The organism is Nocardioides sp. Z21_20 (assembly GCF_059766585.1).
In genome coordinates this window covers 377,286-403,631 of the sequence record NZ_JCBAJX010000001.1, presented here as the reverse complement: position 1 = coordinate 403,631, position 26,346 = coordinate 377,286, and the positions used below count along the sequence as shown (strand labels likewise).

General features: G+C 72.6%; 23 protein-coding genes. 9 read left to right on the top strand and 14 right to left on the bottom strand.

All coding sequences use genetic code 11. The features are described from left to right. Positions 1–58: 58 nt before the first annotated feature. The 5 genes from AC6EH9_RS01990 to AC6EH9_RS01970 form a co-directional block, all read right to left on the bottom strand. The gene (locus AC6EH9_RS01990) at positions 59–832 is read right to left on the bottom strand and encodes a hypothetical protein (RefSeq protein WP_498420029.1); all 774 of its coding nucleotides are present in this window, start codon (positions 830–832) and stop codon (positions 59–61) included. Between the two features lie 73 nt (positions 833–905). Continuing rightward, a complete protein-coding gene (gene sigM, locus AC6EH9_RS01985; protein ID WP_498420027.1) occupies positions 906–1,625 on the bottom strand; it encodes an RNA polymerase sigma factor SigM in 720 nt (239 codons plus the stop codon). Then, positions 1,622–3,595 (bottom strand): protein kinase family protein, encoded by a 1,974-nt coding sequence (locus AC6EH9_RS01980; protein ID WP_498420025.1) that lies wholly within the window; start codon positions 3,593–3,595, stop codon positions 1,622–1,624. The genes sigM and AC6EH9_RS01980 overlap by 4 nt, the downstream gene beginning before the upstream one ends. A 67-nt stretch (positions 3,596–3,662) precedes the next feature. Beyond that, positions 3,663–5,345, bottom strand: a complete 1,683-nt coding sequence (gene murJ, locus AC6EH9_RS01975; RefSeq protein WP_498420023.1) for a murein biosynthesis integral membrane protein MurJ — start codon at positions 5,343–5,345, stop codon at positions 3,663–3,665. After that, positions 5,345–7,594 (bottom strand): DUF6049 family protein, encoded by a 2,250-nt coding sequence (locus AC6EH9_RS01970; protein WP_498420021.1) that lies wholly within the window; start codon positions 7,592–7,594, stop codon positions 5,345–5,347. Before AC6EH9_RS01970 ends, murJ begins: the two co-directional genes overlap by 1 nt. A gap of 59 nt (positions 7,595–7,653) precedes the next feature. Between AC6EH9_RS01970 and AC6EH9_RS01965 the strand changes: the two genes are divergently transcribed. The 3 genes from AC6EH9_RS01965 (at position 7,654) to AC6EH9_RS01955 (ending at position 10,344) form a co-directional block, all read left to right on the top strand. Continuing rightward, positions 7,654–9,123, top strand: a complete 1,470-nt coding sequence (locus AC6EH9_RS01965; RefSeq protein ID WP_498420019.1) for a CCA tRNA nucleotidyltransferase — start codon at positions 7,654–7,656, stop codon at positions 9,121–9,123. 76 nt (positions 9,124–9,199) lie between these two features. Further along, entirely contained in the window at positions 9,200–9,682 is a 483-nt protein-coding gene (locus AC6EH9_RS01960; protein ID WP_498420017.1) for an SRPBCC family protein, read from the top strand. Continuing rightward, on the top strand, positions 9,679–10,344 hold the full coding sequence (locus AC6EH9_RS01955; RefSeq protein ID WP_498420015.1) for an AIM24 family protein: 666 nt from the start codon (positions 9,679–9,681) through the stop codon (positions 10,342–10,344). Before AC6EH9_RS01960 ends, AC6EH9_RS01955 begins: the two co-directional genes overlap by 4 nt. A gap of 85 nt (positions 10,345–10,429) precedes the next feature. Here the strand turns inward: AC6EH9_RS01955 and AC6EH9_RS01950 are convergent, their stop codons facing one another. Together AC6EH9_RS01950 and AC6EH9_RS01945 are read right to left on the bottom strand one after the other, a co-directional pair. Further along, positions 10,430–11,515, bottom strand: coding sequence for an inositol-3-phosphate synthase (locus AC6EH9_RS01950; protein WP_498420014.1), 1,086 nt, complete (start codon positions 11,513–11,515; stop codon positions 10,430–10,432). A gap of 35 nt (positions 11,516–11,550) precedes the next feature. Beyond that, positions 11,551–12,183, bottom strand: a complete 633-nt coding sequence (locus AC6EH9_RS01945; RefSeq protein WP_498420012.1) for a PadR family transcriptional regulator — start codon at positions 12,181–12,183, stop codon at positions 11,551–11,553. 140 nt (positions 12,184–12,323) lie between these two features. On the opposite strand from AC6EH9_RS01945, the gene AC6EH9_RS01940 reads away from it, so the two are divergent. Both AC6EH9_RS01940 and AC6EH9_RS01935 read left to right on the top strand, forming a co-directional pair. Further along, positions 12,324–14,540, top strand: coding sequence for a transglycosylase domain-containing protein (locus tag AC6EH9_RS01940; protein WP_498420010.1), 2,217 nt, complete (start codon positions 12,324–12,326; stop codon positions 14,538–14,540). Between the two features lie 8 nt (positions 14,541–14,548). Further along, positions 14,549–15,970, top strand: coding sequence for a glycosyltransferase family 87 protein (locus AC6EH9_RS01935; protein WP_498420008.1), 1,422 nt, complete (start codon positions 14,549–14,551; stop codon positions 15,968–15,970). Positions 15,971–15,986: 16 nt separating this feature from the next. Here the strand turns inward: AC6EH9_RS01935 and AC6EH9_RS01930 are convergent, their stop codons facing one another. The 5 genes from AC6EH9_RS01930 to AC6EH9_RS01910 all read right to left on the bottom strand — a co-directional run bounded on the left by AC6EH9_RS01930 (position 15,987) and on the right by AC6EH9_RS01910 (position 21,839). Next, positions 15,987–17,069: an alanine racemase gene (locus AC6EH9_RS01930; protein ID WP_498420006.1), complete on the bottom strand. Its 1,083-nt coding sequence runs from the start codon at positions 17,067–17,069 to the stop codon at positions 15,987–15,989. Positions 17,070–17,073: 4 nt separating this feature from the next. After that, complete coding sequence (locus AC6EH9_RS01925) at positions 17,074–18,225, bottom strand: lipid II:glycine glycyltransferase FemX (protein WP_498420005.1); 1,152 nt, start codon at positions 18,223–18,225, stop codon at positions 17,074–17,076. Between the two features lie 124 nt (positions 18,226–18,349). Next, a complete protein-coding gene (locus tag AC6EH9_RS01920; protein WP_498420004.1) occupies positions 18,350–19,144 on the bottom strand; it encodes a deoxyribonuclease IV in 795 nt (264 codons plus the stop codon). A 30-nt stretch (positions 19,145–19,174) separates the two neighbouring features. Beyond that, the gene (locus AC6EH9_RS01915; RefSeq protein WP_498420002.1) at positions 19,175–20,533 is read right to left on the bottom strand and encodes a threonine dehydratase; all 1,359 of its coding nucleotides are present in this window, start codon (positions 20,531–20,533) and stop codon (positions 19,175–19,177) included. A 55-nt stretch (positions 20,534–20,588) separates the two neighbouring features. Beyond that, a complete protein-coding gene (locus AC6EH9_RS01910) occupies positions 20,589–21,839 on the bottom strand; it encodes a serine/threonine-protein kinase (RefSeq protein WP_498420001.1) in 1,251 nt (416 codons plus the stop codon). A 271-nt stretch (positions 21,840–22,110) separates the two neighbouring features. Here AC6EH9_RS01910 and rpsF point away from each other — a divergent pair, with 271 nt between their 5' ends. The 4 genes from rpsF (at position 22,111) to rplI (ending at position 23,895) form a co-directional block, all read left to right on the top strand. Further along, positions 22,111–22,401: a 30S ribosomal protein S6 gene (rpsF, locus tag AC6EH9_RS01905; protein ID WP_498420607.1), complete on the top strand. Its 291-nt coding sequence runs from the start codon at positions 22,111–22,113 to the stop codon at positions 22,399–22,401. 133 nt (positions 22,402–22,534) lie between these two features. Next, positions 22,535–23,125, top strand: coding sequence for a single-stranded DNA-binding protein (locus AC6EH9_RS01900; RefSeq protein WP_498420000.1), 591 nt, complete (start codon positions 22,535–22,537; stop codon positions 23,123–23,125). A gap of 72 nt (positions 23,126–23,197) precedes the next feature. After that, positions 23,198–23,434: a 30S ribosomal protein S18 gene (gene rpsR, locus AC6EH9_RS01895; protein WP_017933521.1), complete on the top strand. Its 237-nt coding sequence runs from the start codon at positions 23,198–23,200 to the stop codon at positions 23,432–23,434. A gap of 14 nt (positions 23,435–23,448) precedes the next feature. Next, on the top strand, positions 23,449–23,895 hold the full coding sequence (rplI, locus tag AC6EH9_RS01890; protein ID WP_498419999.1) for a 50S ribosomal protein L9: 447 nt from the start codon (positions 23,449–23,451) through the stop codon (positions 23,893–23,895). 174 nt (positions 23,896–24,069) lie between these two features. Here rplI and AC6EH9_RS01885 read toward each other — a convergent pair whose 3' ends face one another. Both AC6EH9_RS01885 and AC6EH9_RS01880 read right to left on the bottom strand, forming a co-directional pair. Then, on the bottom strand, positions 24,070–25,779 hold the full coding sequence (locus AC6EH9_RS01885) for a LuxR C-terminal-related transcriptional regulator (RefSeq protein ID WP_498419997.1): 1,710 nt from the start codon (positions 25,777–25,779) through the stop codon (positions 24,070–24,072). Positions 25,780–25,783: 4 nt separating this feature from the next. Continuing rightward, entirely contained in the window at positions 25,784–26,326 is a 543-nt protein-coding gene (locus tag AC6EH9_RS01880; protein ID WP_498419995.1) for a hypothetical protein, read from the bottom strand. Positions 26,327–26,346 lie beyond the last annotated feature (20 nt).

Genomic DNA, 26,346 nt, shown 5'->3' with positions numbered 1-26,346 from the left:
ACGTAGATGGTGGGGACATCAAGCAGAACCGATCGTAGGGGAGTCGCATTCCCGGCCCTCACGGCGCCGGAAGCACCGTGGTCCGGGTGAGCTCGGGCTGACCGCACACGATCACCTGGTAGCGGCGCTCTCCGTCCACGCGCGGACCCACGATCAACACGCCGGGGCGACCGCCGTACGACGAGCGGTAGACGTCACCGGCGACGTTCTCGGGCACGCACTGGGTCAGGTCCGCGGGGAGGTGCCCGCGCCCGCGGCTCCTGCGCAGGGCGCCGTCCTCCACGGCCCGGGCCGCAGCCTGGACGTCGGCGGCGAAGCGCTCCGGGCGGATCGGGACCGCCTTCGAAGCGGTGTAGCCCTCGAGCAGTTGCTGGTAGGCGTCCTGCGACAGGTCGGATTGGGGTCGGGGATCGGCGGGGGCAGGGTTGGGAGCACGGCTGGGGGAGGCGGGGCCGTCCTCCTGTCGGACGTCGCTGTCGGCCGCCGACCCGGCCGTGTCGCTGTCCGCGCTGGTGGACTGGTCCCCGGAGCCGGTGCCGACGGGCAGGACCGCGGGCAGCGTCGCTCCGGCCGCGACCACGGCCGCCGCCGCCACCAGCAGCCTCAGCCGACGGGTACGCCGCCGCGCGCCCAGGTCGACGACCGGCGCCGCGCTGGGAGCGCCGCCGTCCGCGGCCCGATCGGCCAGGTCGGCCAGCGCGGCCTCGATCCGCGCCACGACCGGCTCGGGCATCGGCTCGGTGTGACGCGCGTGCGCCAGTAGACGGGCGACCTCGCGCTCCTGGCGCGGTGAGAGCTCCTGCTCGGCGCTGCCGTCCTCGTCGTCCTGCACGGTGCTGTCACCTCCTCCGCCGGTGTGGTCGCGACTGCCTCTGTCGGGCTCGCTTTATCGGAACTGCGTCTGCTCAGGGCTGGGCTGCGTCCTCGCTGTCGAGGGGAGCGCCGGGTGCACGGGCCGCCGGGGGCCCGCGTGGGGACGCCGCGGATGGGACGCTCGAGGAGGCGCTGCGGTTCCGGTGGCCCGGGTCACGTCGACCCGGCGGAGCGAAGAGGTCCAGCTGCGCGGCGAGCCGGGCGCGCCCCCGCGAGCAGCGCGACTTCACCGTCCCCTCGGGGCAGTCCAGGATCGCCGCGGCCTCCGCCACGGAGTACCCCTCCATGTCCACGAGCACCAGCGCGGCCCGCTGCTCGGCCGGCAGTGTGGCCAGCGCGGCCAGCACGGCACGGCGTCGCTCCGCGCGCACCGCGTGCTCGGCCGGGTCCTCGCTGGCCTCGGTGGCCGAGGCGAGCGAGCGGTGGGAGTCGTGCTCGTCCAGGTCGTCGGGGAGCGGGTCGGTCGAGCGGACCTTCGCGGCCCGGATCCGGTCGAGGCAGGCGTTGACGACCACCCGGTGCAGCCAGGTGGTCACCGCCGCGTCGCCCCGGAAGGAGGCCGCGCGACGGTACGCCGCGACCATGGCGTCCTGGAGGCCGTCAGCGGCGTCCTCGGGGTTCCCCATCGTGCGCAGGGCCACCGCCCAGAGCCGGTCGCGATGGCGGGCGAAGAGCTGGCCGAAGGCCTCGGGGTCCCCGCCGACGTGCGCCTGCAGCAGCTCTGCGTCGCTGGCTGCTGCGGGCGCGTTCACCCCCGGACCACCACGTCGGCGATCTCGCCGCGGAACTCCGCGCCCACCGAGGGGATCCGGGTCAGCCAGAGCGTCAGGTAGCGCCCGGAGGCACCCTGGTCGGGCTTCAGGGTGAGGGTCTCGCCCTCGGAGGTGCCCTCGGCGACCGGCTTCATCGTGGTGACGTCGGTGGGCACCTCGTCGCTCAGGTACGCCTCGAGCGTGGTGGGCGCACCCACCAGGCGCACCTCGACGCTGCGCACCTCCTCGGTCTTCTGGAGGTCCAGCACCACGCCGACGCCGCCCTTGTAGCCGCCCTCGGCGAACTGGTCCTTGTAGGTCATCGTGATCCAGGTGGTGGCCGGGTCGCCGTCCAGGATCAGCGGGACCCGCTCGGGATACTCCTCCGCGGGGTCGCCCTCGGGGTCGAAGTCCGTCGCGGTGATCCCCGAGATCGGGGTCGGGGCCGCCCGGCTCGGTGTGGCGCGCGGGGACGCGTCGTCGTCGGAGGCGTTGAACGGGGTGTCCTTGCCCAGGGAGAGCCCGATCACCACGGCGACCAGGAGCAGCGTGCCCAGCCCCACCAGCGCGGCGGCCAGCAGGGAGCGTCGACCGGGCAGCGGCTCGGGGTCGGCCTCCTCCTCGAAGGGGGCGATGGAGTGGCCGGTGCCGGTGCTGACCTCGGCGCCCCACGGCCAGAACTCGCCGCTGCCGGAGGTCGGCGCGGCCCCCGGGCGGGGCCGTCGCACGGGCTGGCCGTCGGGCGGGTCGGGCGCGAAGAGCGGGCGGACCGGCGGGTCCTCGAACGGCGGAGGCGGCGGCGGAGCCTCGGTGCGCGCGGTCAGCCAGGAGACGTCGTCCGCCTCGTCGTCGAAGATCGGCATGCCGGCCTGGGTGGGCAGCTCGGTGACCGGAACGGCCGGGGGAGACGGCTCGGGGACCGGCGCCGCCGGCGGCGGCGGCTCGGTGGCGCGCTCGGTCGGGGGCGGGCTCGCCGGCGTGGGCGCGAAGCGGCGGGTGGGCTCGTCGTCGTGGGTCGCCTGCGGGACGGAGTCCTTCTCCACCAGCGGGACCTGCATCGTGGGGGAGACGTCGGGATCCGAGAGCGGTGCCGGGGAGAGCGGCCCGGTGACCGGACCGAGGGGACCGTTGACCGGGAGGACCGAGCGCGACGGCAACCGGTGCAGACCGTGCTCACGGGCCGCCTCGACGGCGATCAGGGCCGACGGGTCGCCGACGAACGAGCGCAGCAGCTCGGCGATCGCGCGCGCCTCGTGCTCGACCACGCAGGCGGTGGGCGCCCCGTGGGAGTTGAGCACCTCGTCGCACAGCTGGTCCAGGGAGCGAGGAACTCCGGCGCGCACCTGCCGCGGCCGCAGCACCCGGCCGGCCTCCTCCGGTGCGGCGGGAACCTCCGAGCGCGACGCTCCCGCCCAGCGGCCGGTCAGGCCGGCGTAGAGCAGGGCGACCAGGTCGACCAGATCGGTGCCGCGGCGGGCCGGGGACAGCCCGTACAGCGCCGCCTCAACGGCGTACCCGATCACCCGGATGGAGCCGGTGGTGTCGATCAGCACGTTCTCGGGGACGAGCCGGCCGTGCGCCACCCCGACCGCGTGACCGGCGGCGACCGCGTCGGCGACCTCGGAGACGATCCACGCCGCGCGCCGGGGCGTCAGCGGCCCCTCGGTGGCGAGCAGGGCGTCCAACGAGGTGCCGTTGCCCCACTCGTTGACCACGTAGCAGAAGCCGTCGCCCTGCTCGGCGTCGAGCACGCGCAGCAGGTGGGGATCGCTCACGGTCGCCGAGCGGCGTGCGGCCTCGAGCAGGCCGGGCGCGCGGGGGTCGTCCGCTTTGATCACGTGGACCGCCACGTGGCGTGCGAGCACGCGGTCGTGGGCGCGCCAGAAGCGGCCCTCCCCACTCTCGCTCAGCAGGTCCTCGAGCCGGTAGCGGCCGGCGAGTACGTCGCCGTGGCGGATCGTGTCGGGCACGGACCTCCTCACCTCAACTGGGCCTGACGCCGGGTCCTGGCATGCGCATCCATCCTAGGGCCGCTCGTCATCGCCGGTGGGAGGGTGCTCGTCGGGTCACGGTGTCGAGTATGGCGGTCACCTCGCCGATGCGCAGCGCACGCGCCAGAGCGAGGAAGATCGCGGCGTCGACCAGGGTGATGGCCGCGCCCACCACCAGGGCGACCAGCTGGCTGGGGTCCTCCGCGCGCTCGTGCAGCACGTGGGCCAGCGCCGCGGCGACCGCCGTGGCGATGCCGGCGGCGATCACGATGCGGACCAGGAACCGGATCGTCCGGCGGGTGTCGAGGCCGCCCAGCAGCCGCCCGAGCACCAGGTAGGACAGCAGCGACCCGACCGCGTAGGAGATGCCGTAGGCGGCGGCGAGGGCGGGGGAGGTGTGCTCGGGGTCGGTGCGCGCCACCAGCACCACGGCGGCGGCGATGTTGACCGCGGCGATCACGCACTGCACCCAGAAGACGGTGCGGGTCCGCTCGAGGGCGTAGAAGCCGCGCAGCATCAGGTAGTGGACGGTGAAGAAGAGGATGCCGGGCCCGAAGAAGGCCAGCGACAGCGTGTAGAGCTGGTAGGTGTCGCGCGCCGCGCCGTAGGAGATCACGTTGGCCACGTCCGGCGCGACCAGCGGCAGCAGCGCGGCGAACGGCACGATGACCGCGAGCGCGCTGCGCAGGGTGGCGCCGAGGCTGGCGCCCAGCCCGGCCAGGTCGCCCTCTGCGGCGAGGGCCGAGAGCCGCGGCAGGATCGCGGTGGCCAGCGACACCGTGATCACCGAGTGCGGCACCATCACGATCAGGAACGCGGTGGCGTAGACCGCGTAGCCGGTGCCCGAGCTGGTCGTGGTCGCCCCGCAGACGTCCGTGGCCGCCTGGGCGGTGCCGCTGGAGGCGAGCCGGACCACCACGGTGTAGGCGATCTGGTTGACGATCACGAAGAGCACCGTCCACGTCCCCAGCCGCAGGGTGTGTCCGAGCCCGGTGTTGCGGAAGTCGAAGCGCGGGGAGTACCGGAAGCCGGCCGCCCGCAGGTAGGGGACCAGGATCAGCAGCTGGGCGGCGATGCCGAGCGTGGAGCCGACGCCCAGCATCAGCTCCTGGCCCGAGGTGAACCCGCCGCACCTCTCGTCACCCTCGGCGGGGCCGTAGCTCAGCAGGTACAGCGCGAGCACCAGCACCGAGATCACGTTGTTGGCGATCGGGGCCCACATCATCGGGCCGAACCGGCCGCGGGCGTTGAGGATCTGACCGACCAGCACGAACATGCCGTAGAAGAACACCTGCGGCAGGCAGTAGCGCGCGAAGTCGATCACCGACTCGCGCTGCGCGGCGAGGTCGGGGGAGTCGAAGCGGCCGTCGAGGTAGATCGACATCACCCAGGGGGCGGCGAGGACCAGCAGGATCGTCACCGCGCCCAGGAAGAGCCCGGCCAGAGTGATCACCCGGTTGGCGTAGCCGTCGCCGCCGTCGGGGTCGTTCTTCATCGAGCGCACCAGCTGCGGCACCAGGACGGCGTTGAACACGCCACCGGCGAGCAGGATGTAGAGCATGTTCGGGATCGTGTTGGCGATCGAGAACAGGTCCGCGTGCAGCATGTTGCCCAGGGCGGCGGCGAGCAGGAACGCCCGCACGAAGCCGCTGAGGCGCGACACGATCGTGCCGGCCGCCATCACGGCCGTGGAGGAGAGGATCTTCTTCTGCTCGTCGGTGTTCGTCATCACTCGTCCGGGGTCGGCGGGGTGTCGGACCGGCTGCGCCGCACGCGGCGGACCAGGCGCAGGGCGATCGCCGTGAAGAGCAGCCCCGCTCCGATCGCCATGATCACCCAGATGATCTCGCTCACCTGGGCGGTGCGCAGCGGGAGGGTGTCGGAGGAGCCGAGGCGCTGGCCGGACAGGTCGGTCACCTCGAGGGTCACGGTGTGCACCCCGATCTGGTCGGAGCTCGCCTGCAGCAGCACGGTCGTGCTCGACTCCGCCTCGAGCCGGATCTCGCGCGGTGCCCGGATGCTCAGCGGCGAGTCCGTCACCGCCTCGATCCGGACGCCCACGGGCTGGTCCAGCCCGTTCACGAGGGTAGCGGCGAAGCGACCGCTCTCGCTGGACAGCGTCACCGAGCGGGGCGCCTCGATGCGGACCATCGCGAGCTGGTCCTCGACCCACTCGCGGGCCTGCTCGGTGCGCTCCAGGAAGAGGTGGGGCCGGTTGCGCGCGAAGTAGGAGGCGTCGCCGAGCGCCTCGTCGGTGATCTGGCCGGCCACGGAGTCGTTGCGGATGAGCACGTTCTGCAGCGTCTCCCCCGCGGCGACCAGCGCGGTGGACGCCACCAGGTTCTCGGCCGGGAGCTCCAGCTCGGCCTGCTTCTCGGGGTAGACCAGGCTCTCGGAGGGGACCGCGCGGGCCGGCACGGAGCCGGTCGCCTCCTCGAGGGTGGCCAGCTCCAGCCAGCCGGCCTGGTCGAGCCCCTCGAAGAACTCGCGCGCGCTCGTGGGGTTCCAGCTCACCGGCAGGGAGGCGACCAGCGGACTGTCGTCGCCGGCCAGGACGCGCAGCGCGGTCTCGGCCAGGATCCGCTGGCGCACCGACAGCGGCGTCGCCTCGGACGACGGCTCGGAGCCCCCCGAGCTCGCGCCGGAGCGGGCGAGGACCACCCGGCGGCCGTCCACGGCCGCCACCGCCGGTGCCGGCTCGGAGCCTCCCTCGCCGGTGGTCGCGACGGCGTCCTCGGAGAGCAGCACCGTGGTGTCCTCGTCGGTGACCCCGAGGCCGGCCGCGTCGAGGTACCCCTCGGGCGGCACCACCGCCGGGGTGCCGTCCAGGGAGAGCTGCTTCAAGGCGGCGTCCGTGCGCCGGCGCGCCAGGGCGTAGAGCTCCGGTTCGAGCTCACCGGCGGCGGCGACGTCGAGGTCGCCGTACGGGAGGGCGAGCACCTGGCCCTCGCGCAGCACCTCGCGCAGCCGTTCCAGCCACGGCCCGCCGAGCGCCATCGCGGTCAGCTCGGCCGCCGTCGGTGTGACGTCCGGGTCGAGGGGCGAGTCGTCGGGCGGCACCTCGGTGAGCTGGGGAGTCTCGGGCGAGGGGCCGGACTCGGCCTCCTTCTCGGGCCGACGGTCGCCGGTCGGCCCCAGGAAGCGGGTGGGGTTGCCGGCGACCAGCGAGGTCACCGCGGCCGGCACCGCCGGGTCCAGCGCCCAGGTGAGCGGGCGGTCCTCGGCCGCCTCACCGAGGGCGACGATGCTGTTCAGGCGACCGCCGGGGCCCAGGTCGCGGTTCCACCGGGCGACGCCGGTGATCTTGCCGTCGGCGGTGTGGGTGACGTTGCGGCGCACCGGCAGCACCAGCGAGGTCGCCACCCTGCGACTGGTCCGGCCCACCAGCGGGATGAACGTGCGGACCCGGCCGTTCGCCGAGTCGGTGCGACCGGTCGGGCTCTGGCCCAGGGCGTGCACGCCCAGCCAGTACACGCCCGGGGCGCCGCTGATCTCCGCGTCGAGCTCGGCGCGCGGCACGGTGATCACGAACGACGCGGTGGACCCGGCCGGGAGGTCCGCGACGGTGGCGAAGCTGCCCTCGCGGGTGATCCGGTCGCCGATGTACTCGTCGGCCGGTGTCTGCGCCGCGGCGGAGAGCTCCGCGGCGGTGGTCATCGGCACGGACGAGACGACCGGGTGCAGGTTGACGTCCGACCAGTCCTCGTCCGTGGTGTTGGTGACGTGCCCGCGCAGGGTGAGCGGTCCTCGGCGGGGGATCATCGCCGGGGAGACGCCGTCGAGGGTGATCTCCAGCGGATCGAGGGACTCGGCGTCCTCCTCGACCGCGGGCGCCTCGACCGACACCGGGGCCGACCGCGGCGCCGAGGAGGGGGCCGACAGGGGGGCCGACGCGAGCGCCGGCGCGACCCCGGTTGCGCCGAGCCACGTCGCGAGAGCCAGGACCAGGGCAGGCAGCATCGACGGGGGGCGGAGCACCCGTCGACTCTAGCGGCCGACCCGTCGCCACCCGGCAGGGGCGACTAGAGTGACCTCTCGTGTCCGACGCCGCGCCGCCCCCGCTCAACATCGCCGAGGTCCAGCGCACCGTGACCGCCCAGCTCGATCGGATCGGTCCGGTCATCGACGAGCTCGGCGCCCGTTTCGCCGACGCCGGCGAGAGCCTGGCCCTGGTCGGCGGGCCGGTGCGCGACGCGATGCTCGGCCGGCTCCAGAACGACCTGGACTTCACCACCTCGGCTCGTCCCGAGGTCACCGAGCGGCTGCTCAAGGGCTGGGCCGAGGCGCTGTGGGACATGGGGCGCGACTTCGGCACGATCGGGTGCCGCAAGGGCGAGTGGCAGATCGAGATCACCACCTACCGCTCCGAGACCTACGACCCGGACTCCCGCAAGCCGGAGGTCGACTTCGGCGACTCCCTGGTCGGCGACCTGGGCCGGCGCGACTTCACCGTCAACGCGATGGCGGTCGCCGTGCCGGGACGCACGTTCGAGGACCCCTACGGCGGTGTGGTCGACCTCGCCCACCGCGTGCTGCGCACCCCCGGGCGCCCGGAGGACTCCTTCTCCGACGACCCGCTGCGGATGATGCGCGCCGCGCGGTTCGCCGCCCAGCTCGGGTTCACGGTCGCGCCCGAGGTGGTCGAGGCGATGCGGGCGATGGCCGCGCGCATCGAGATCATCTCCGCCGAGCGGGTCCGCGACGAGCTGGTCAAGCTGGTCTGCGCGCCGTACCCGCGCCGCGGGCTGAGCCTGCTCGTCGAGACCGGGCTGGCCGATCACGTGCTGCCCGAGCTGCCGGCCCTGGCCCTCGAGCGCGACGAGCACCACCGCCACAAGGACGTCTACGAGCACACGCTGACCGTGCTGGAGCAGTCGATGGAGCTCGAGCACCGGCTCGTCGAGCCCGGCCAGCCGGCGCGCCCCGACTTCGTCTCGCGCTTCGCGGCGCTGATGCACGACGTGGGCAAGCCGCGGACCCGCAGGTTCGTGGGGGACGGGACCGTGACCTTCCACCACCACGACGTGGTGGGCGCCAAGATCACCCGCAAGCGGATGAAGGCGCTGCGCTTCTCCAACGACGAGATCGACGCCGTCTGCACGCTGGTGGAGCTGCACCTGCGCTTCCACGGCTACGGCACCGGCGAGTGGACCGACTCCGCGGTACGCCGCTACGTCCGCGACGCCGGCGACCAGCTCGAGCGGCTGCACATCCTGACCCGCGCGGACTGCACGACGCGCAACAAGCGCAAGGCCGATCGGCTGCGGCGCACCTACGACGACCTCGAGGCGCGCATCGAGCGGCTCTCGCAGCAGGAGGAGCTGGCCTCGATCCGGCCCGACCTCGACGGCAACCAGATCATGGAGATCCTGGGCATCGGCCCGGGTCGCGAGGTCGGTGAGGCATACAAGCAGCTGTTGGAGCTGCGCATGGACCACGGACCGCTGGGGTATGACCAGGCGCGCGCGGCCCTGCTGGCATGGTGGCAGTCGCGCGCGGCCGACTAGGTCCGGGCCCACCCGGGTCCGAGCCGTCGGTGCGCGCGAGCCGCGTTTCCGTGTCCCGAGACCCCGGAGTGTGTGAATGTCTGAGTTCGAGCCGTTGATCGAGGAGTCGATCGAGGTCGACGCCCCCCAGGTGAAGGTCTGGGCGCTGGTCTCCGACCTGCCCCGCCTGGCCGAGTGGAGCCCGCAGGTGGTGCGCACGATCGTGCGCGGCGGCCCGATCCAGCTGGGCACCTCGATGGTGAACATCAACCGCCAGGGCCTCAAGGTGTGGCCCACCCGCACCAAGGTGGTCCGCTTCGAGCCGCACGACGAGATCGCCTTCCGGGTCAAGGACAACTACACGATCTGGTCCTTCAGCCTGGAGGCCACCACCAGCGGCGGCACCCGGATCACCCAGCGTCGCGCGGCTCCCGACGGCCTCTCGGGCATCTCGATGAAGCTGACCGAGAAGGTGCTCGGCGGCCAGCAGGCGTTCACCGCCGAGCTGCGGGCCGGGATGCGCCAGACGCTGGAGCGGATCAAGGCCGAGGCCGAGTCGGCGATGGCGGGGACCCGATGAGGAGCGAGCTCTTCGAGCAGAGCAACCTGCAGGCGGCCGGGGACGAGCGCTTCGCCCTGCAGAACAGCCAGATGCTGCGGGTCCGGGTCGGCCCCGACCTGCTGGCCACCAAGGGCACGATGGTCGCCCACCAGGGCCACGTCCAGTTCCACCACGAGAAGGCCGGCAGCCTCGGCAAGCTCGCGATGAAGGTGCTGACCAGCGAGAACCTCAGCCTGATGCGCGTCAGCGGCCAGGGCGACGTGTGGTTCGCCGACGAGGCCGGCTTCGTGCACCTGCTGCACCTGGAGAACGAGGGCGTCTCGGTCAACAGCCGCAACATCCTCGCCTTCGACGCCAGCCTGCAGTGGGACATCAACCGCACCAAGGGCGCCGGCATCGCCTCGGGCGGGTTCTTCAACACCACGATCGGCGGCACCGGCACCCTGGCCGTCACCGTCGTCGGCAAGCCCGTCGTGCTCGACTGCTCCCAGCGCCCGACGTACGTCGACCCGCAGGCCGCCGTGTGCTGGTCGGCCAACCTGGTCCCGGGCATCCACAACTCGATGAACGTCTCCTCGGTGCTGCGCGGCGGCACCGGCGAGGCGTTCCAGTACGTCTTCCACGGACCCGGCTTCGTGGTCGTCCAGGCCTACGAGTGGAAGCCGGTCACCAGCAGCTGAGGCACGAGCCCCCTACGAGAGACGGCCCGCCCGGATGATCCGGGCGGGCCGTCGTCTCTGCTGGCTCAGCAGGGCGGAGAGGAGGTCACTCCTCGCCGCGGATGAACGCCTCCACGCGAGCGCGACCCTCGTCGTCGGGCAGCTGCACCGGCGGGGACTTCATCAGGTAGGACGACGCGGAGATGATCGGGCCACCGATGCCGCGGTCCTTGGCGATCTTCGCCGCACGGATGGCGTCGATGATGATGCCGGCCGAGTTGGGCGAGTCCCAGACCTCGAGCTTGTACTCGAGGTTGAGCGGGACGTCACCGAACGCGCGACCCTCGAGGCGCACGTAGGCCCACTTGCGGTCGTCGAGCCACGCCACGTAGTCGGACGGGCCGATGTGGACGTTGCGGTCGTTGATCTTGTCGGCCAGCGAGCCGGTGAGGTTCGACGTCACGGCCTGGGTCTTGGAGACCTTCTTGGACTCCAGACGCTCACGCTCGAGCATGTTCTTGAAGTCCATGTTGCCGCCGACGTTGAGCTGGTAGGTGCGGTCCAGCGTTACGCCGCGGTCCTCGAACAGCTTCGCCATCACGCGGTGGGTGATGGTGGCGCCGACCTGCGACTTGATGTCGTCACCGACGATCGGGACGCCGGCGTCCTCGAACTTCTTCGCCCAGACCGGGTCGGAGGCGATGAAGACGGGCAGGGCGTTGACGAACGCCACCCCGGCGTCGATCGCGCACTGCGCGTAGAACTTGTCGGCCTGCTCCGAGCCGACCGGCAGGTAGGAGACCATCACGTCGACCTGGCGCTCGCGCAGCACCTGGACCACGTCGACGGCCTCGGCGCTCGACTCCTCGATGGTCTGGCGGTAGTACTTGCCCAGACCGTCGAGCGTCGGGCCACGCAGGACCTCGACGCCCAGGGTGGGGACGTCGCTGATCTTGATGGTGTTGTTCTCCGAGGCGTTGATGGCCTCGGAGAGGTCCTTGCCGACCTTCTTGTCGTCGACGTCGAAGGCGGCGACGAACTCGACGTCCTTGACGTGGTAGTCGCCGAAGGCGACGTGCATCAGGCCAGGCACGCTGGCGTTCGGGTCGGCGTCCTTGTAGTACTCGACGCCCTGGATCAGGGAGGTGGCACAGTTGCCGACCCCCACGATTGCTACTCGTACCGAGCCCATCGGGATCTCCTGTCTTCTCGGTTCGTTGGTGGTGGTCAGCCCTGTGGCTGTGCCTCGGGTAGGTGGGGTTTCGCGACGCCCGGGGGCGACTCCGGTGCCGGCTCCGGGCTCTTCGCGATGCTGCTGCGACGGGCCTCGTGCTCGGCGTTGATCAGGTCCGAGAGCCATCGGACCTCGCGCTCGACGGACTCGACACCGTGGCGCTGGAGCTCCACGGCGTACCGGTCCACTTCCTTCTGGGCCCGCGACAGCTGGCTCTGGACCCGCTCGAGCCGCTCCTGGAGGCGGGTGCGGCGTCCTTCCAGGACACGCAGCCGGATCTCCATGTCGGTGCGACCGAAGAAGGCGAAGCGGATGTCGAAGTTGTCGTCCTCCCACGCGGTGGGACCGACCTCCGACATCAGTCGCTTGAACTCCTGCTGCCCGGACTCGGTCAGCTGGTAGACGATGCGCGGGCGCCGGGTCACGGTGGCCGGGGCCACCGTGGTCTCGGCGATCAGGTTGCTGCGCAGCATCTTCTTCAACGCCGGGTAGAGCGAGCCGTAGGACAGCACGCGACCCCACCCGAGCATCAGGTTGAGCCGCTTGCGGAGCTCGTAGCCGTGCATGGGTGCCTCGTGCAGCAGTCCGAGGACTGCTAGCTCGATGGTCTCTCCACGACGTGCCACGCGACCTATCGTAGCGATATATCCGTGCACGGCGAATACCCGGGCCACCCCACGAGTTGCGTACGCTGGGGGGTGCGCTCGGGTGGCGGCCTGTCCGCCTGCCCGGGTGCGGCCACGTCGTCGACCAGCGGAGACCCCAGTTGAGCGGAAAGCGCAAGGCAACCGAGCAGACCCCCGGCGGCAAGCAGACCAAGCCCAAGAAGGGCCTGGTACGCCGCATCTTCCACTGGTTCCTGTGGCTTCTGCTGGCGGCCGCCCTGCTGACGACGGCGATCGTGGTCTACCTCTACCAGAGCACCGACCTGCCGGATCCCAACAAGGACTTCCAGACGCAGACGACGAACATCTACTACGAGGACGGCAAGGCCGAGGTCGGCGAGTTCGCCACCCAGAAGCGTGAGTCGATCACCCTCGACAAGATGCCCGACCAGCTCAAGGACGCGGTCGTGGCCGCGGAGAACCGGAGCTTCTGGACCGACCGCGGCATCGACCCCAAGGGCATCCTGCGCGCGGCGTTCAGCAACGCCAAGGGCAACGCCCGCCAGGGCGCCTCGACGATCACCCAGCAGTACGTGAAGGTCGCCTACCTCAGCCAGGAGCAGACCGTCACGCGCAAGGTCAAGGAGGCGTTCCTGGCGCTGAAGATCCAGCGCCAGATGAGCAAGTCCGAGATCCTCGAGGGCTACCTCAACACGATCTACTTCGGGCGCGGCGCCTACGGCGTGGAGACCGCCGCCGAGGCGTACTTCAACAAGCCGGCCAAGAAGCTCAACCTGCGCGAGAGCGCGGTGCTCGCCTCGGTGCTGAACAACCCCTCGGGGATGGACCCGGCGAACGGCCCGGAGGCCAAGGCCCGGCTGCTCGACCGCTACGAGTACACCCTCAACAGCATGGTCGAGATGGAGACCGCCACCGCCGAGGAGGCCGAGAAGGCCGCCCGGCGCCTGCCGAAGTTCCCCCGGATCAAGGAGAACAGCCAGTACGGCGGCCAGCGCGGCCACGCCCTGACGCTGGTCAAGGACGAGCTGCTGCGCCTGGGCTTCAGCGAGGAGGAGGTCAACGGCGGCGGCCTGAAGGTCACCACCACCTTGAGCGAGAAGGCGATGAACGCCGCCAAGGAGGGGGTGCTCGAGGAGCGTCCCGACCTCAGCGACAAGGAGATGCACATCGGCGTGGCCAGCGTCGAGCCCGGCACCGGCGCGCTGCGCGGCTTCTACGGCGGCCAGGACTACCTGCGCTCGCAGATCAACTGGGCCCGGGCCGGCGGCATGGCCGGCTCGACGCTGAAGCCGTTCGCCGTCGCGACCGCCCTCAAGGAGGGCTTCGCGCTCAAGGACACCTTCGACGGCAACTCGCCCTACGAGCTGCCCGACGGCGGCGAGGTGGAGAACCAGGGCGACGAGGACTACGGCACGGTGAGCCTGCTGACCGCGACCGAGAACTCCATCAACACCGCGTTCATCGACCTCACGCTGGCGCTCGAGGACGGGCCGCGCAAGATCATCCGGACCGCCAACCAGATGGGCATCCCGGCCGAGGACGGCAGCAACTACGGCTTCCCCCGTCGCAGCCCCGGGCTGGAGCCGGTCACCGGCGTCGCGCTGGGCAGCGCGGTGGTCAGCCCGATCAACATGGCCAACGCCTACGCCACCATCGCCAACGAGGGCGTCTGGTCCGAGCCCTACCTGATCGAGAAGGTCGTCGACCGCTACGGCGACGTCAAGTACAACCACCGGGTCAAGAACCGCCAGGCCCTGGAGCCGGACGTCGCCGCCGACGTCTCCTACGCGCTGCAGCAGGTGGTCTCCTCCGGCTCGGGCACGGCGGCGCTGTCGCTGGGCCGCCCGGCCGCGGGCAAGACCGGCACCGCCACCAACGGCGACGGCGGCGTCTCGTCGGCCTGGTTCACCGGCTACACCCCGCAGATGGCCACCTCGGTGGTGTACCTGCGCGGCAAGGGCAACGAGGACCTGGAGGGCTTCCTGCCGGAGTTCTACGGCGGCTCCTACCCGGCCCGGACCTGGACCTCGGTGATGCTGCGGGCGATGGACGGCCTCGAGGTGCAGGACTTCCCCGAGCCGGCGTACGTCGACGGTGAGGCCCCGGCCAGCGGCCACGCCCCCTACGTCCCGCCGCCGACGCAGGAGTCGAGCCCGAAGCCCACCAAGAAGCCCAGCAAGAAGCCGAGCAAGGAGCCGACGCCCACCCCGACGCCGACGCCGACGCCGACCCCCACCCCGACGCCGAGCGACACGCCGTCGCAGCCGACCGTGCCGTCTCCTCCCGTCACGCCGCCCACGACGCCCACTCCGGGCGGCCTCGGGGGTCGCGGCGGCGACACCGACACCGACAGGTGACCCGGCCCGTGGCCCGGATCGCACCCACCCGTGACGACGGGGTCGTGCGAGCGCTCAGCGAGTCGGTCGGAGGACCGCTGGGCCACCGGGCCACCAGGCACCCGTGGTGGACGCCGCTGCGGGTGCTGCTGGCGCTGACCGCGATCAGCTTCTCCCTCGGGCTGGTGCAGAAGGCGCCGTGCTGGACCGGGGGCTGGCACGACGACCACACCCGCTACAGCGCGATGTGCTACTCCGACCTGCCCTACCTCTACACGGGCCGGGGCTTCGTGGAGCTGGCCTGGCCCTACGACGACGACGTGGACGTGCGTGAGCGCCACGAGGTGATGGAGTACCCGGTCGGGATCTCCTACTACGCCTGGGCCACGGCGTGGGTGACGCACTGGATCAGCGGCTCCCCCGACCTCGAGGAGCGCTACCGGACCCCCGAGGACCAGCTCTGGGCGGCGCCCGGCGTGGAGCAGGAGCGCAAGCTCTACGTGGCGGTCAACGCCATCGGCTTCGCCCTGGTCGCGCTGCTCACGACGTACTTCCTGAGCCGGGTGAACCCGCGCCGGCCCTGGGACGCCGCGGGCTGGGCGCTCTCGCCGGCGCTGGTGCTCACCGCGATGATCAACTGGGACCTGCTCCCGGTGGCGCTGGTCGCCGCCGCGCTGTGGGCCTGGGCGCGCGACCGGCCGCTGCTCACCGGCGTGCTGATCGGGCTCGGCACGGCCGCCAAGCTCTACCCGCTGTTCCTGCTCGGCGGGATCCTGGTGATCTGCCTGCGCCAGCGGCGCTGGCGCGACCTGGCGCTGGCCAGCGTCGCGGCCGCGGTGGCCTGGGTGCTGGCCAACCTGCCCGCCTACCTGAGCGGGCCCGAGCAGTGGAAGGTCTTCTGGAGCTTCAACTCCGAGCGCGGCCCCGACCTGGGCTCGCTGTGGCTGGTGGTGGCGCAGGCGGGGGACCTCACCATCTCGGCCGACGTAGTCAACAAGGGCTCCTGGGGGTTCTTCCTGCTTTGGTGCGTGGGCGTGCTGATCCTCGGGCTGCGCGCGCCGCAGACCCCCCGCCTGGCCCAGCTGGGCTTCCTGATCGTGGCCGGGTTCCTGCTGGTGAACAAGGTCTACTCGCCGCAGTACGTGCTGTGGCTGCTGCCGCTGGCGGTGCTGGCCCGGCCGCGCTGGCGCGACCTGCTGATCTGGCAGGCCGGCGAGATCCTCTACTTCGCGATGGTGTGGTGGTACCTCGGGGGCTACCTGGCCCCGGCCGGCGGCGGCGACGCCGGGTTCTACTGGCTGGGCATCGGGCTGCGGGTGGCCGCCGAGATCTACCTGGTGGTCGTCGTCGCGCGCGACGTGCTCGTGCCGCGCCACGACCCGGTGGAGCGTGACCCGGTCCGGGCCCCGGTGCCCGCCACCGCCGAGCCACCGCCGCTCGCGCGCAGCTGACGGCTCAGCTGAAGGCTCAGCGGACCTCGACCCGGTCGAACCAGGTGGCGGTGTAGCGGACCCGTACGTCGAGCTGCTCGCCCGGCGCGGGCACTCGGGCGTCCTGGGGGAGGAACAGCATCGAGGCCTGCATGTGCGGCGGCTCGGCGAAGAGCCGCTGCTTGCCGTCGATGCTGAACGGCGAGCGCACGAAGCCCATCGCGTCCAGCCCGCCGCGGGCCAGCGAGGCCGCGCGGGCCTTCATCGAGGTGTCCCCGGTCGGCGCCTCCAGCCCGATCCCGTGGGCGGTGCCTCCGCTGACCACGAGGATGGTGCCCGAGCGCGGCGCCGTACGGCCGCGGTAGCCGAAGAGGTCGCCCCGCTCCACGGGGTGCACGTCGAGCACCGTCGAGCTGACCTGCAGGGCCCCGCGGTCACCGAGCCACAGGGCGGTGCCGATCCGGGGCCGGATCGTGAAGTCGGCGTACGACGCGCGCAGCTGGGTCAGCTCGGCGCCGGTCAGGTGGCTGACCCAGACCGTCGAGGTGTCCAGCCCGGCGGCCACCACGTCGGTCATCAGCCGGTGCACCTGGGAGAGGTGGGAGCCCTGGGCCAGCGGCAGGTGGAAGGCCACGCCCTCCAGGCGGGCGTGCGGGTGGGCCTGCAGCAGCGGCGCGACCGTGCGCAGCTCGCGCGCGCCCATCCCGTGGCGCAGCATCGTGGTGACGTGCTCGAGGACGAAGCGGGCGTGCGGGTCGAGCGCGAGCAGCGCCGGCAGGTCCTCGGCCCGGCTGACCGTGTGGATGACCCGGCGGGCCAGCGCGGGGTCGATCTCGGGGCTCACCTCGAGCGCGGCGCCGAAGGGTCGCCAGGGGGTGAGCACCAGCAGGTCGCCGTGGAAGCGCTGGGCCACCTCGGGCAGCTCGCTGTAGGTGCCCACGGCCAGCGTGTCGCCGCCGAGGCCGTTGTCGTGCAGCCACTGCGTCTTGCGGGACAGCCGGGCCAGGCCCAGGCCGTAGCCGTTGCCCTTGGCGACCGGGACCAGGCCCGGGGCCTCCTCGGCGACCCGCTTGAGGTGCGCGCGCCAGCGGGGGCCGTCGACGGTGAGGGTGAGGCTCATCGCGTCACCGCCGCTTCATGTAGAGGTCGAAGGCCTTGTACAGCGGCCGGTTCAACGGCAGGTCCCACTCCCCGGCGTACTCGACAGCCTCGCCGCCGGTGCCGACCTTGAACTGGATCAGCCCCAGGTGCGGGTCGTCGGCGGCCAGGGTGTCGGTGATGCCGCGCAGGTCGTAGACCTCGGCGCCGGCGGCCAGCGCGTCGCGGATCATCGCCCACTGGATCGCGTTGGAGCCGCGCACCTCGCGCTTCTCGGTCGACGAGGCGCCGTAGGAGTACCAGGCGTGGGTGCCGACCCGGATCGCGATCGTGGCGGCGACCAGGTCGCCCTCGTGGTGGGCCAGGTGCAGGGTGAACCGCTCCGGTGCCTCGGCGCTCAGCGCGTCGCGCATCGTGCGGAAGTAGGAGAGCGGACGCGGGGTGAAGTGGTCGCGCTCGGCGGTGTGCAGGTAGAGGGCGTGGAAGGCGGCGAGCTCGTCAGGGCCCGAGCCGGTGCTGAGCACGACGCCGGACTTGTCGGCCTTCTTGATGTTGCGCCGCCACAGCTGGTTCATCCCCTTGAGGACCTCGTCCTCGGTGCGTGGCGTGCCGTCGGGGTGGGTGAGCGGGACCTGGAAGACGTACTGCGGCTGGCCGGCCGCGAACCCGCCCTCGACCGCCTGCGGTCGCCACCCGAGCTCGTCGAGCTGGGAGACCACGCAGGCGCCGACCTGGCTGCGCTCGGTGGGCGGCAGCTCCCCCAGGAGGCGGACCGACTCGTCGGCGATGCCCTCCTTGACCTGGGCCGCGCTCCAGCGCCGGGTGATCACCGGCGGGCCCATCCGGACCCCGAAGGCGCCCTTCCTGCGCAGGTGCGCGGTGAGCGGGGCCAGCCAGGGCTCCAGCTCGTCGCAGCCCCAGTCGATGACCGGGCCCTCGGGCAGGTAGGCCAGGTAGCGCTTGAGCTTGGGCAGCTGGCGGTAGAGCACCAGGGCCGCGCCCACCATCTCCTCCGCACCGTCCGGCCCGGGCCGGAACCAGCCCAGCGACTCGCGGCGCCATTCCTGCTTCACCTTCCCCCAGGCGGGGGTCTGCAGGAAGCTCGCCGAGGGCCGGCTCGCCACGAAGGCGAGATGCTCGGCGTCGGTGACGGTGCGGACGATCAGGGGAGCGGACACGGCCCCGAGGCTACCTGCGCCGCGCCCTGCGCGCGCCGTGCGCCCGCCCACCCCCGGAGGGTCGTGTGCCCCACGCCGCGCTGCGCCGCGTCCCCAGGCACACGACCCGGCGGGTACGACGCGCTCACAGGCGGCTGGTGACCGCCTCGAAGTCGGCGCGGTGCTGGGCGGCGTCGCCCGGGGTCTCGAAGACCACGGGGGCGCCGGCCTCGCGGACCACGGCGGCGATCAGGTCGGCGCCGATCGTGCCCGAGCCGAGGTTTGCGTGCCGGTCGGCCCCCGAGCCGAACGCGTCGCGGCTGTCGTTGCAGTGCACCAGGTCGATGCGCCCGGTGATCGCGGTGACGTCGGCGACCACCGTCTCCAGCGCGTTGCCCCCGGCGTGGGCGTGGCAGGTGTCGAGGCAGAAGCCGACCCGGTCGAACTGCTCGGCGGCCGAGATCGCGTCCCAGACCCGGCCGATCCGGTCCAGGTGGCGGGCCATCGCGTTCTCGCCCCCGGCGGTGTTCTCGATCAGCAGCGGGACCTTGAGGTCGGTGGCCTCGACGGCCTTGCGCCAGTTGTCGAAGCCCTTCTCGGGGCTGTCGGTCTTGTTGACGTGCCCGCCGTGCACGATCAGGCCCTTCGCGCCGATCGACGCCGCGGCGTCCACCTGCTGCTGCAGGATCTTGCGCGAGGGGATCCGGATCCGGTTGTTGGTGGTGGCCACGTTGAGCACGTAGGGGGCGTGCACGTACAGGTCGATCCCGGCCTGCTCGGCGTCCGCGCGCAGCGCCTCGGCGCCGCCGGCGTAGGCGATCTCCGGGCCCTTCCAGCCCTGCGGGTCGCCGAGGAAGAACTGGACCAGGGACGCGCCGCGGGCCTTCGCCTCGGCGATCGGGTCGGTCTGGTCGACGTGGGCACCGAGGAGGAGGGTCATGGCCGCCAGTCTAGGAAGCCCGCCCGAGGCTCAGGAACGCCCCTTCATCACCTGGGCCAGCATGGCGAAGTCGGCGTTCCCCCCGGTGTGCACGACCGCGACCCGGCGTCCGGCGACCCGCTCGCGCTCGGTGAGCAGCCCGGCCAGCGCGAGCGAGCCCGCGGGCTCGGCCAGGTTGTGGGTGGTGCGGTAGGTGAGCGCCATCGCCTCGGCCGCCTGCTCCTCGGAGACCCGGACGATCCGGGCGGCGCCGGCGTTGATCAGTGAGACCGCGGTGGGGTCGGGCTCGCGGCAGGCGACGCCGTCGACGAAGGTGCCCGCCCGCTCGGTGGCGACGGGGCGCCCGGCCTCGAAGGAGCGCGCGTAGGCGTCGGCCTCGGCGCTGACCACGCCGACCACCTCGGTCTGACGGGCCAGCAGGTCGCGCACCACGAGGTGGGCGCAGATCCCGCTGCCCATCCCGACCGGGACGTAGACCACGTCCAGGTCCGGCACCGAGGTGTGCAGCTCGGCGGGGTACGACGCGACGCCCTCGACCAGCCACGGGTGGAAGGCCGGGACCGGGATCAGCCCCCGCTCGGCGGCGAGCCGGCCGGCGTGCTCGCGCGCCTCCTGGAAGTCGGCGCCGTGCACGACGAGCTCGGCGCCGTAGCCCTCGATCGCGGCGTTCTTGTCCGGGCTGTTGTGCTCGGGGACCACGATCACCACGGGCACCCCGTGTGTGGCCCCGGCGAAGGCGAGGCTCTGCCCGTGGTTGCCGCGGGTCGCCGCGACCAGGCCGGGCACCGGCCCGGCGCCGGGGTCCCGCTCGGTGAGCAGCCGGGCGAGGAAGTTGAGTCCGCCGCGCACCTTGAAGGCGCCGGTCGGCAGGTGGTTCTCGTGCTTGACCCAGGTCTGGGTGCCGGTGAAGCGCTCGAGCAGCGGCCAGCGCCGGGTGGGGCTGGGCTCGACGTGGCGGCCGACCCGCTCCCGGGCCAGCGCCAGGGAGGCCGCGGTGATCCCCAGGGCCGCGGCAGCGCCACCGGTCGGCACCCCGGACCCGTGCCGCCCGGGCTGGATCGGCATCGAGGGTGGCACCCCGGGCACCGGCGTCGTGGCGACCTTGATCTGGGCGAGGGTGAGCGCGATGTCGGCGCGGTCGGCCACGCCTGCCTCGAGGTGGCCCAGGAAGTCGTGCAGCATCCGCAGCCGCAGGATCGCCAGCGGGTTCCCGAAGCGCGAGCGCCGACCCTCCAGCACCTGGATGAACATCGGCACCGAGACCCCGATGGTGCGCGCCACCTCGGCGGCGGGCAGACCGAGGACCTGGTGCAGGCGGCGTGCCAGGACGTCGACGGACTCGCCGTACAGCTCGGACTGCCGGCGGCGCCGTTCGCTCACGTCGTCCACGTCCACCCCCTCGGCTCGCGACCTCGGCAGCCTAGCGGGCCGCGCGAGCGGGCGGTCAGTCGAACATCAGGTAGAGCGCCAGCACGCACAGCCCGAGGGCGGCCACGAAGCAGGCGATCGCGACGATCAGCGCGGCGTTCGAGGTGGACGGCTGGGGCTGGTGCCCGATCCGTGCGCCCGGGCCGGAGCTGTGGGCGAGGGCCGCGCCCGGGACCGGGCGGCTGCCGCCGCGGCTCGGCGGGCCCTGCGCCGGTCCACCGGCCCGCGGTGGCGCCCAGGGGGAGGGCGAGGCGCCGGACGGGCCGGACGCGGGGCCGGCAGCGCCGGAGGGGCCGCCCCGACCGGGCCCGGACGCGCCGGGTCCGGAGGCGCCGGGCCGGGACCCACCGGGCCGGGAGGGCGTCGAGGCCCGGGCGGGGGACTTGACCAGGGACGGGCCGGCACCGGAGTCGCCGCCGCCGTACGACGGGCCGTCGGGGACGTCGACCTCCCCGAGCTGGTCGAAGACCTCGGGCGGCTCGGGGTCGCTCTGCCACGGGGCGCCGGGCGGGACGCCGAGCTGGCGCAGCTGGCCCAGAGCCGCGGTGGCGGAGGCCGGCCGGCGCTCGGGGTCGGGATCGATCAGCGCCTCGAGCAGCGGACGCAGCCGGCAGTCGGGCACCCCGGACTGCTGGCGGGGCGCCAGGCCGGTGAGCAGCTGGATCGCGACGATGCCGACGGCGTAGAGGTCCTGGCGGGGGTCGGGGTGGGCGCCCAGCGCCTGCTCGGGCGCCATGTAGCCGTCGGTGCCGATCGCGCCGGGGAAGCGGGTCAGGCGCACCTCGTCGATCAGCGCCGCGACCCCGAAGTCGCTGAGCCGCACGTGCGGGCGGCGGGTGCCGGTGGCCTCCAGGAGCAGGTTGGCCGGCTTCACGTCGCGGTGCACCACCCCGGCGCCGTGCACGGCCTCGAGTGCCTGCAGCGTCTGGTCGATGAGCACCGCCACGTAGCTCTCCGGCAGGGGACCGTGGTCGCCCAGCAGCGTCTGCACGGAGCCACCGCGGACCAGGTCCATGGTGAAGATGACGAGGTTGTCCTCGGCCGCCCAGCCGCCGGGGGCCACCACGTGCGGGTGCTGGATGCGCACGGACTGCTCGCGCACGAAGCGCAGCAGCATGCCGCCGTCGTGCTGGCCGAGCACCTTGGCGGCCACGAAAGCCCGGGTGCGCAGGTCCCAGGCGCGCCAGACGGAGCCCATGCCCCCCGCGCCGATCTGGTCGATCAGCACGTAGCGGCCGGCGAGTGGAGGTGAGTCGGTTCCGGTCATCGCGCCGGACCCTACCCCCGGTTGCCCGGGTTCATGCCTGTGGATCGCCGGTGGCGCCCGGGGCCCGTGGCGCCGGGATTCGCCGCCGGGTCGGGCAGTTGCTAGCCTTGAGCGTCTTTGCGTCCGGTCCCACCGACGGGATCCCGGCCGCGAAGGACTCCCGCACCACCCACGGCGTGCCTCCTGCGAGGGCGTCGGGAGCGGGAGAACGCAGCGCCCTCCTGCCACGGAGATGCCGTGGCCGCCGAGTCCGAAGGAGGTGGAGACCGCTTTGCGTGCCTACGAAGTAATGGTCATCCTCGACCCCAGCCTTGAAGAGCGCACCATCGAGCCGTCGCTCGACAAGTACCTCAACGTCATCCGCAAGGATGGCGGCAACGTGGAGAAGGTCGACGTCTGGGGACGTCGCCGCCTGGCCTACGAGGTCAAGAAGAACGCCGAGGGCATCTACGTCGTCATCTCGCTGCAGGCCGAGCCGGCCACGGTCAAGGAGTTCGACCGCCAGCTCACCCTGAACGAGTCCGTTCTCCGCACCAAGGTCATGCGCCCCGACGCTCACTGAGCGTCGGGCGGTCCGGCAGCTCGTCGAGCGGTCGAGACCACCTGTGGATGACCCCTGTGCAGTGTCGGCGCCAGCGGCAACGATGGTGCCGACACCTCACGCACACCTCACAGTTACAAGCTAGGGAGACCTCATGGCAGGCGAGACCGTCATCACGGTGGTCGGCAACCTCGTGGACGACCCGGAGCTGCGCTTCACCCCCTCGGGTGCGGCCGTGGCGAACTTCCGGATCGCCTCGACGCCGCGGACGTTCGACAAGCAGACCAACGAGTGGAAGGACGGGGACGCGCTGTTCCTCTCCTGCTCGGTCTGGCGTCAGGCCGCGGAGAACGTCGCCGAGTCCCTGCAGCGCGGCATGCGTGTCGTGGTCCAGGGTCGCCTGAAGGCTCGCACCTACGAGACCCGCGAGGGCGAGAAGCGCACCGTCTTCGAGATCGAGGTCGAAGAGGTCGGTCCGTCCCTGAAGTACGCCACCGCCAAGGTGACCCGTGCCCAGCGCTCCGGCGGTGGCGGCGGGGGCTACTCCGGCGGCGGCGGGGGTGGCGGCGGCTACTCCGGCGGCGCCCAGGGCGGAGCCCCGGCTCAGTCCGGCGGCGACGACCCGTGGGCCACGCCCGCACCGGCCCCCCAGCAGGGTGGCGGGTACGGCGGATCCGGTGGCGGCTCGCCCGCTGCGGACCCGTGGGGCGCCCCCGGTGGCGGCTCCGACGAGCCTCCCTTCTGATCCACCAGCACCTCCCATCCGAATCCCTCAACCATTCCGGCGCGAGCCGGGCTCATGTAAAGGAGCACCACAATGGCCAAGGCAGTGATTCGCAAGCCTAAGAAGAAGGTTTGCCAGTTCTGCAAGGAGAAGGCGACCGGTGTCGACTACAAGGACACCACCCTGCTCCGCAAGTTCATCTCGGACCGCGGCAAGATCCGCGCCCGTCGGGTGACCGGCAACTGCGTCCAGCACCAGCGCGACGTGGCCATCGCGGTCAAGAACGCCCGCGAGGTCGCCCTGCTTCCGTACACCTCCACCGGTCGCTGAGAAGGAGCGAGAACATGAAGCTCATCCTGACCCAGGAAGTGTCCGGCCTCGGCGCCGCCGGCGACGTGGTCGAGGTCAAGGACGGCTACGGCCGTAACTACCTCGTCCCGCGTGGCGTGGCGATCCGATGGACCCGTGGTGGCGAGAAGACCATCGAGTCCATCAAGGCTGCGCGCGCCACGCGTGCGGTCCGCGACACCGAGCACGCCGCCCAGATCAAGTCGAAGCTCGAGGCCTCCACGGTTGCCGTGAAGGTCCGGGCCGGCGAGGGCGGGCGCCTCTTCGGCGCCGTCACCGTCGCGGAGATCGCCTCGGCCCTCAGCGAGGCGTCGGGCGAGACCGTCGACAAGCGCACGATCGCGGTGAAGAACCCGATCAAGACCCTCGGTGCTCACACCGTGACGGTCAAGCTGCACGACGAGGTCGCCGCCACGGTGAACCTCTCCGTCGTCGCCGCCTGATCCAGCGTCTGTCAGCTCAGTAGGACAGATGAAGGGCCACACCTCCCCCGTGGAGGTGTGGCCCTTCACCATTTCCCGGCCAAGCCCCTGATGTGCGGGCGCATCACAGCCGGGCAAACGCGCCCAGAGCAGAGTTTCTGTGATCTCGGCTCTGGCGGGGAGTAGGGATCCGGCTTATTCCGTCGCCGTCGCCGTCGCCGTCGCCGTCGCCGTCGCCGACTCGATGAGTGCGGCGATCCCGGCCCGCGAGGAGAGCGCCCAGCGGCGCAGCACGTCGCCCACGTGCTTCTCGACCGTGCCGATGCTGACGCCCAGCTCGGCGGCGATCTCGGCGTTGGTCCGACCGCGCGCGACCAGCACGGCCACGGCCCGCTGACGCTCGGTGAGCGCGGGAGGTGGCTGTTCGGGTGGCGCGGCCAGGGCCGCGACCTTGGTGCGCGAGGCCACCCCGAACGCGGTGAGGACCCGGGAGACGTGGATGCGCACCGTGTGCTCGGAGAGGAACAGCCGCTGCGCGATGGCGCGGTTGGTCAGCCCCTGGGCTATCAGCGTGGCGACCTGCTGCTCGCGTGGGGACAGGCCGTGCCACCCGCTGCCCGCCAGCGGCGCGAGTCGCCGGCCGATCTGCTTGAGCTCACGGGCGGCACGACGCTGGACCGCGAGGTGCCCGCGGGTCTGCGCCAGCTCGACCGTGCGCTGCAGGTCCCGGGTCGCCTCGCCGGGCCTCGCCTGGGCGATCCGCACGCGGGAGAGCAGCAGCCGTGCCCCGGTGACCTCCAGCTCGCGGCCCGCCTCCTGGGCCTGGGCCAGGGCGAGCTCGGCCCACGCGTCGGCCTCCTCGACCTGACCTCGGGCGATCGCGAGGCGGCAGACCGCCCGCGCGGCGATGGAGTCGGAGATCGGAGAGGCGTGCAGCGGGGCCAGCTGGTCGATCCAGGCCTCGGCCGCGTCGAGGTCCCCGGCGGCCTGGGCAGCGGTGCTGAGGACCTCCAGCGCCAGGGCGCGGTCCAGGACGGGCAGTGCGCGCAGATCGCCTCCCCGCCCGGCCAGCAGGACCAGGCGGGCGGCGCGCTCCACGTCGGAGGACCAGGCCATCCCGTAGGCGCTCAGCAGGTAGGCCCGGATGGTGACCAGGTCGCGGGGGACGGGCAGCTCGCGCTCGATGCGCGCCGCCAGCTCGCTCAGCGGCGCCCTCTCCGCCCGGTTGCCCCACACGAAGCAGCGGGTGCCCTGCAGGTGCAGGCGCGCCGAGGCGGGACCCGGGAGGTCGGTGAGCGCGGCGAGGTGTCCCATCGCCTCGTCGATGCGGCCCAGGGAGGCCAGCAGTCGCACCAGGGAGCACACCATCACGGTCCAGTACGGGTGGGCGCTGCCGTCCTCACGGGTCAGCAGGTGAGGACCCCGCCAGCGGGTGAGGTCCAGGGAGCCCGCGATCCGCTGGGCCAGCACCAGGTCGTTGGCGGTGAGGGCGGCCTCGAGCAGCTGGTAGCAGACGAACCGGGCCAGCGCGTCGCCGGAGCCGGCCAGGGCCGGCAGGGCCTCGCCGAGGCCGGCCAGCGGATCCGCGGGCGAGGTCGCGTCGTCCAGTACCCCGGCACGTCCGTGCGCCCAGGCCCCGCGGACCAGCCAGTGCGCGACGAGGTCGCCGGGCGGGGGCAGCTGCTCGGGGCGCTGCGCCGCGGCGTACCAGTCCAGCGCGAAGACCTGCGCCAGGCGCGACAGGCCGGCGCACCAGTGCGGGTCCGCGGCAGCCTCGGTGGCGCCCGGCGCCCACTCGGCCCCACGACGCTCGAGCACCGCGTCGAGCAGGCTGAGGAGCTGATGGAGGCGCGTCCGCTCACCCTCGGGCGCGGCGCCGTGCGCACGTTGCCCGAGAGACGTCATTCGCTCAGCCTGTCCCGTCTGCGGCGACCTCACACCTGCTCGCCCAGGGGCGCTCCGCCCAGACCAGGGTGAGCACCACGAGGACCAGCAGCGCGAGCCCACTGCCCGCGTAGGCGGCGGTCTCGAGGTCGCCCGACCCGGTCACCTCGACGAGGACGGGGAGGACGATCAGCACCACCTGGGTGCCGGCCAGCAGCGCCGCCCAGGTGCGGGCGGAGGGGTCCTCCTCGCCCGCGAGGTGCCTCAGCTCGCGGCACAGCAGGAGCACGAAGACCAGTTGCGGCAGGTTGAGCGCCCAGTTGAGCGAGGCGTCGGCGGCCGCGATCGAGTCCTGCACGCCGGGGAACCAGACCACCGCGGCGACCACGCCGGCGAGGGCGCCGGCCGCCAGCAGCGTACGGCGGCGCTCGGTGCGCGCCGGCAGGTCACGGACACCGAGCAGCACCAGGAGCCAGCCGGCCGGGTCGTAGAGCAGGTCGTAGCCGCCCTGGCGGGCGACGAGCAGGACGATGAGCAGCCCCATCCCGAGGCTCTGCAGGGGCTTCACGCCGTCACCCTAGAGGGACC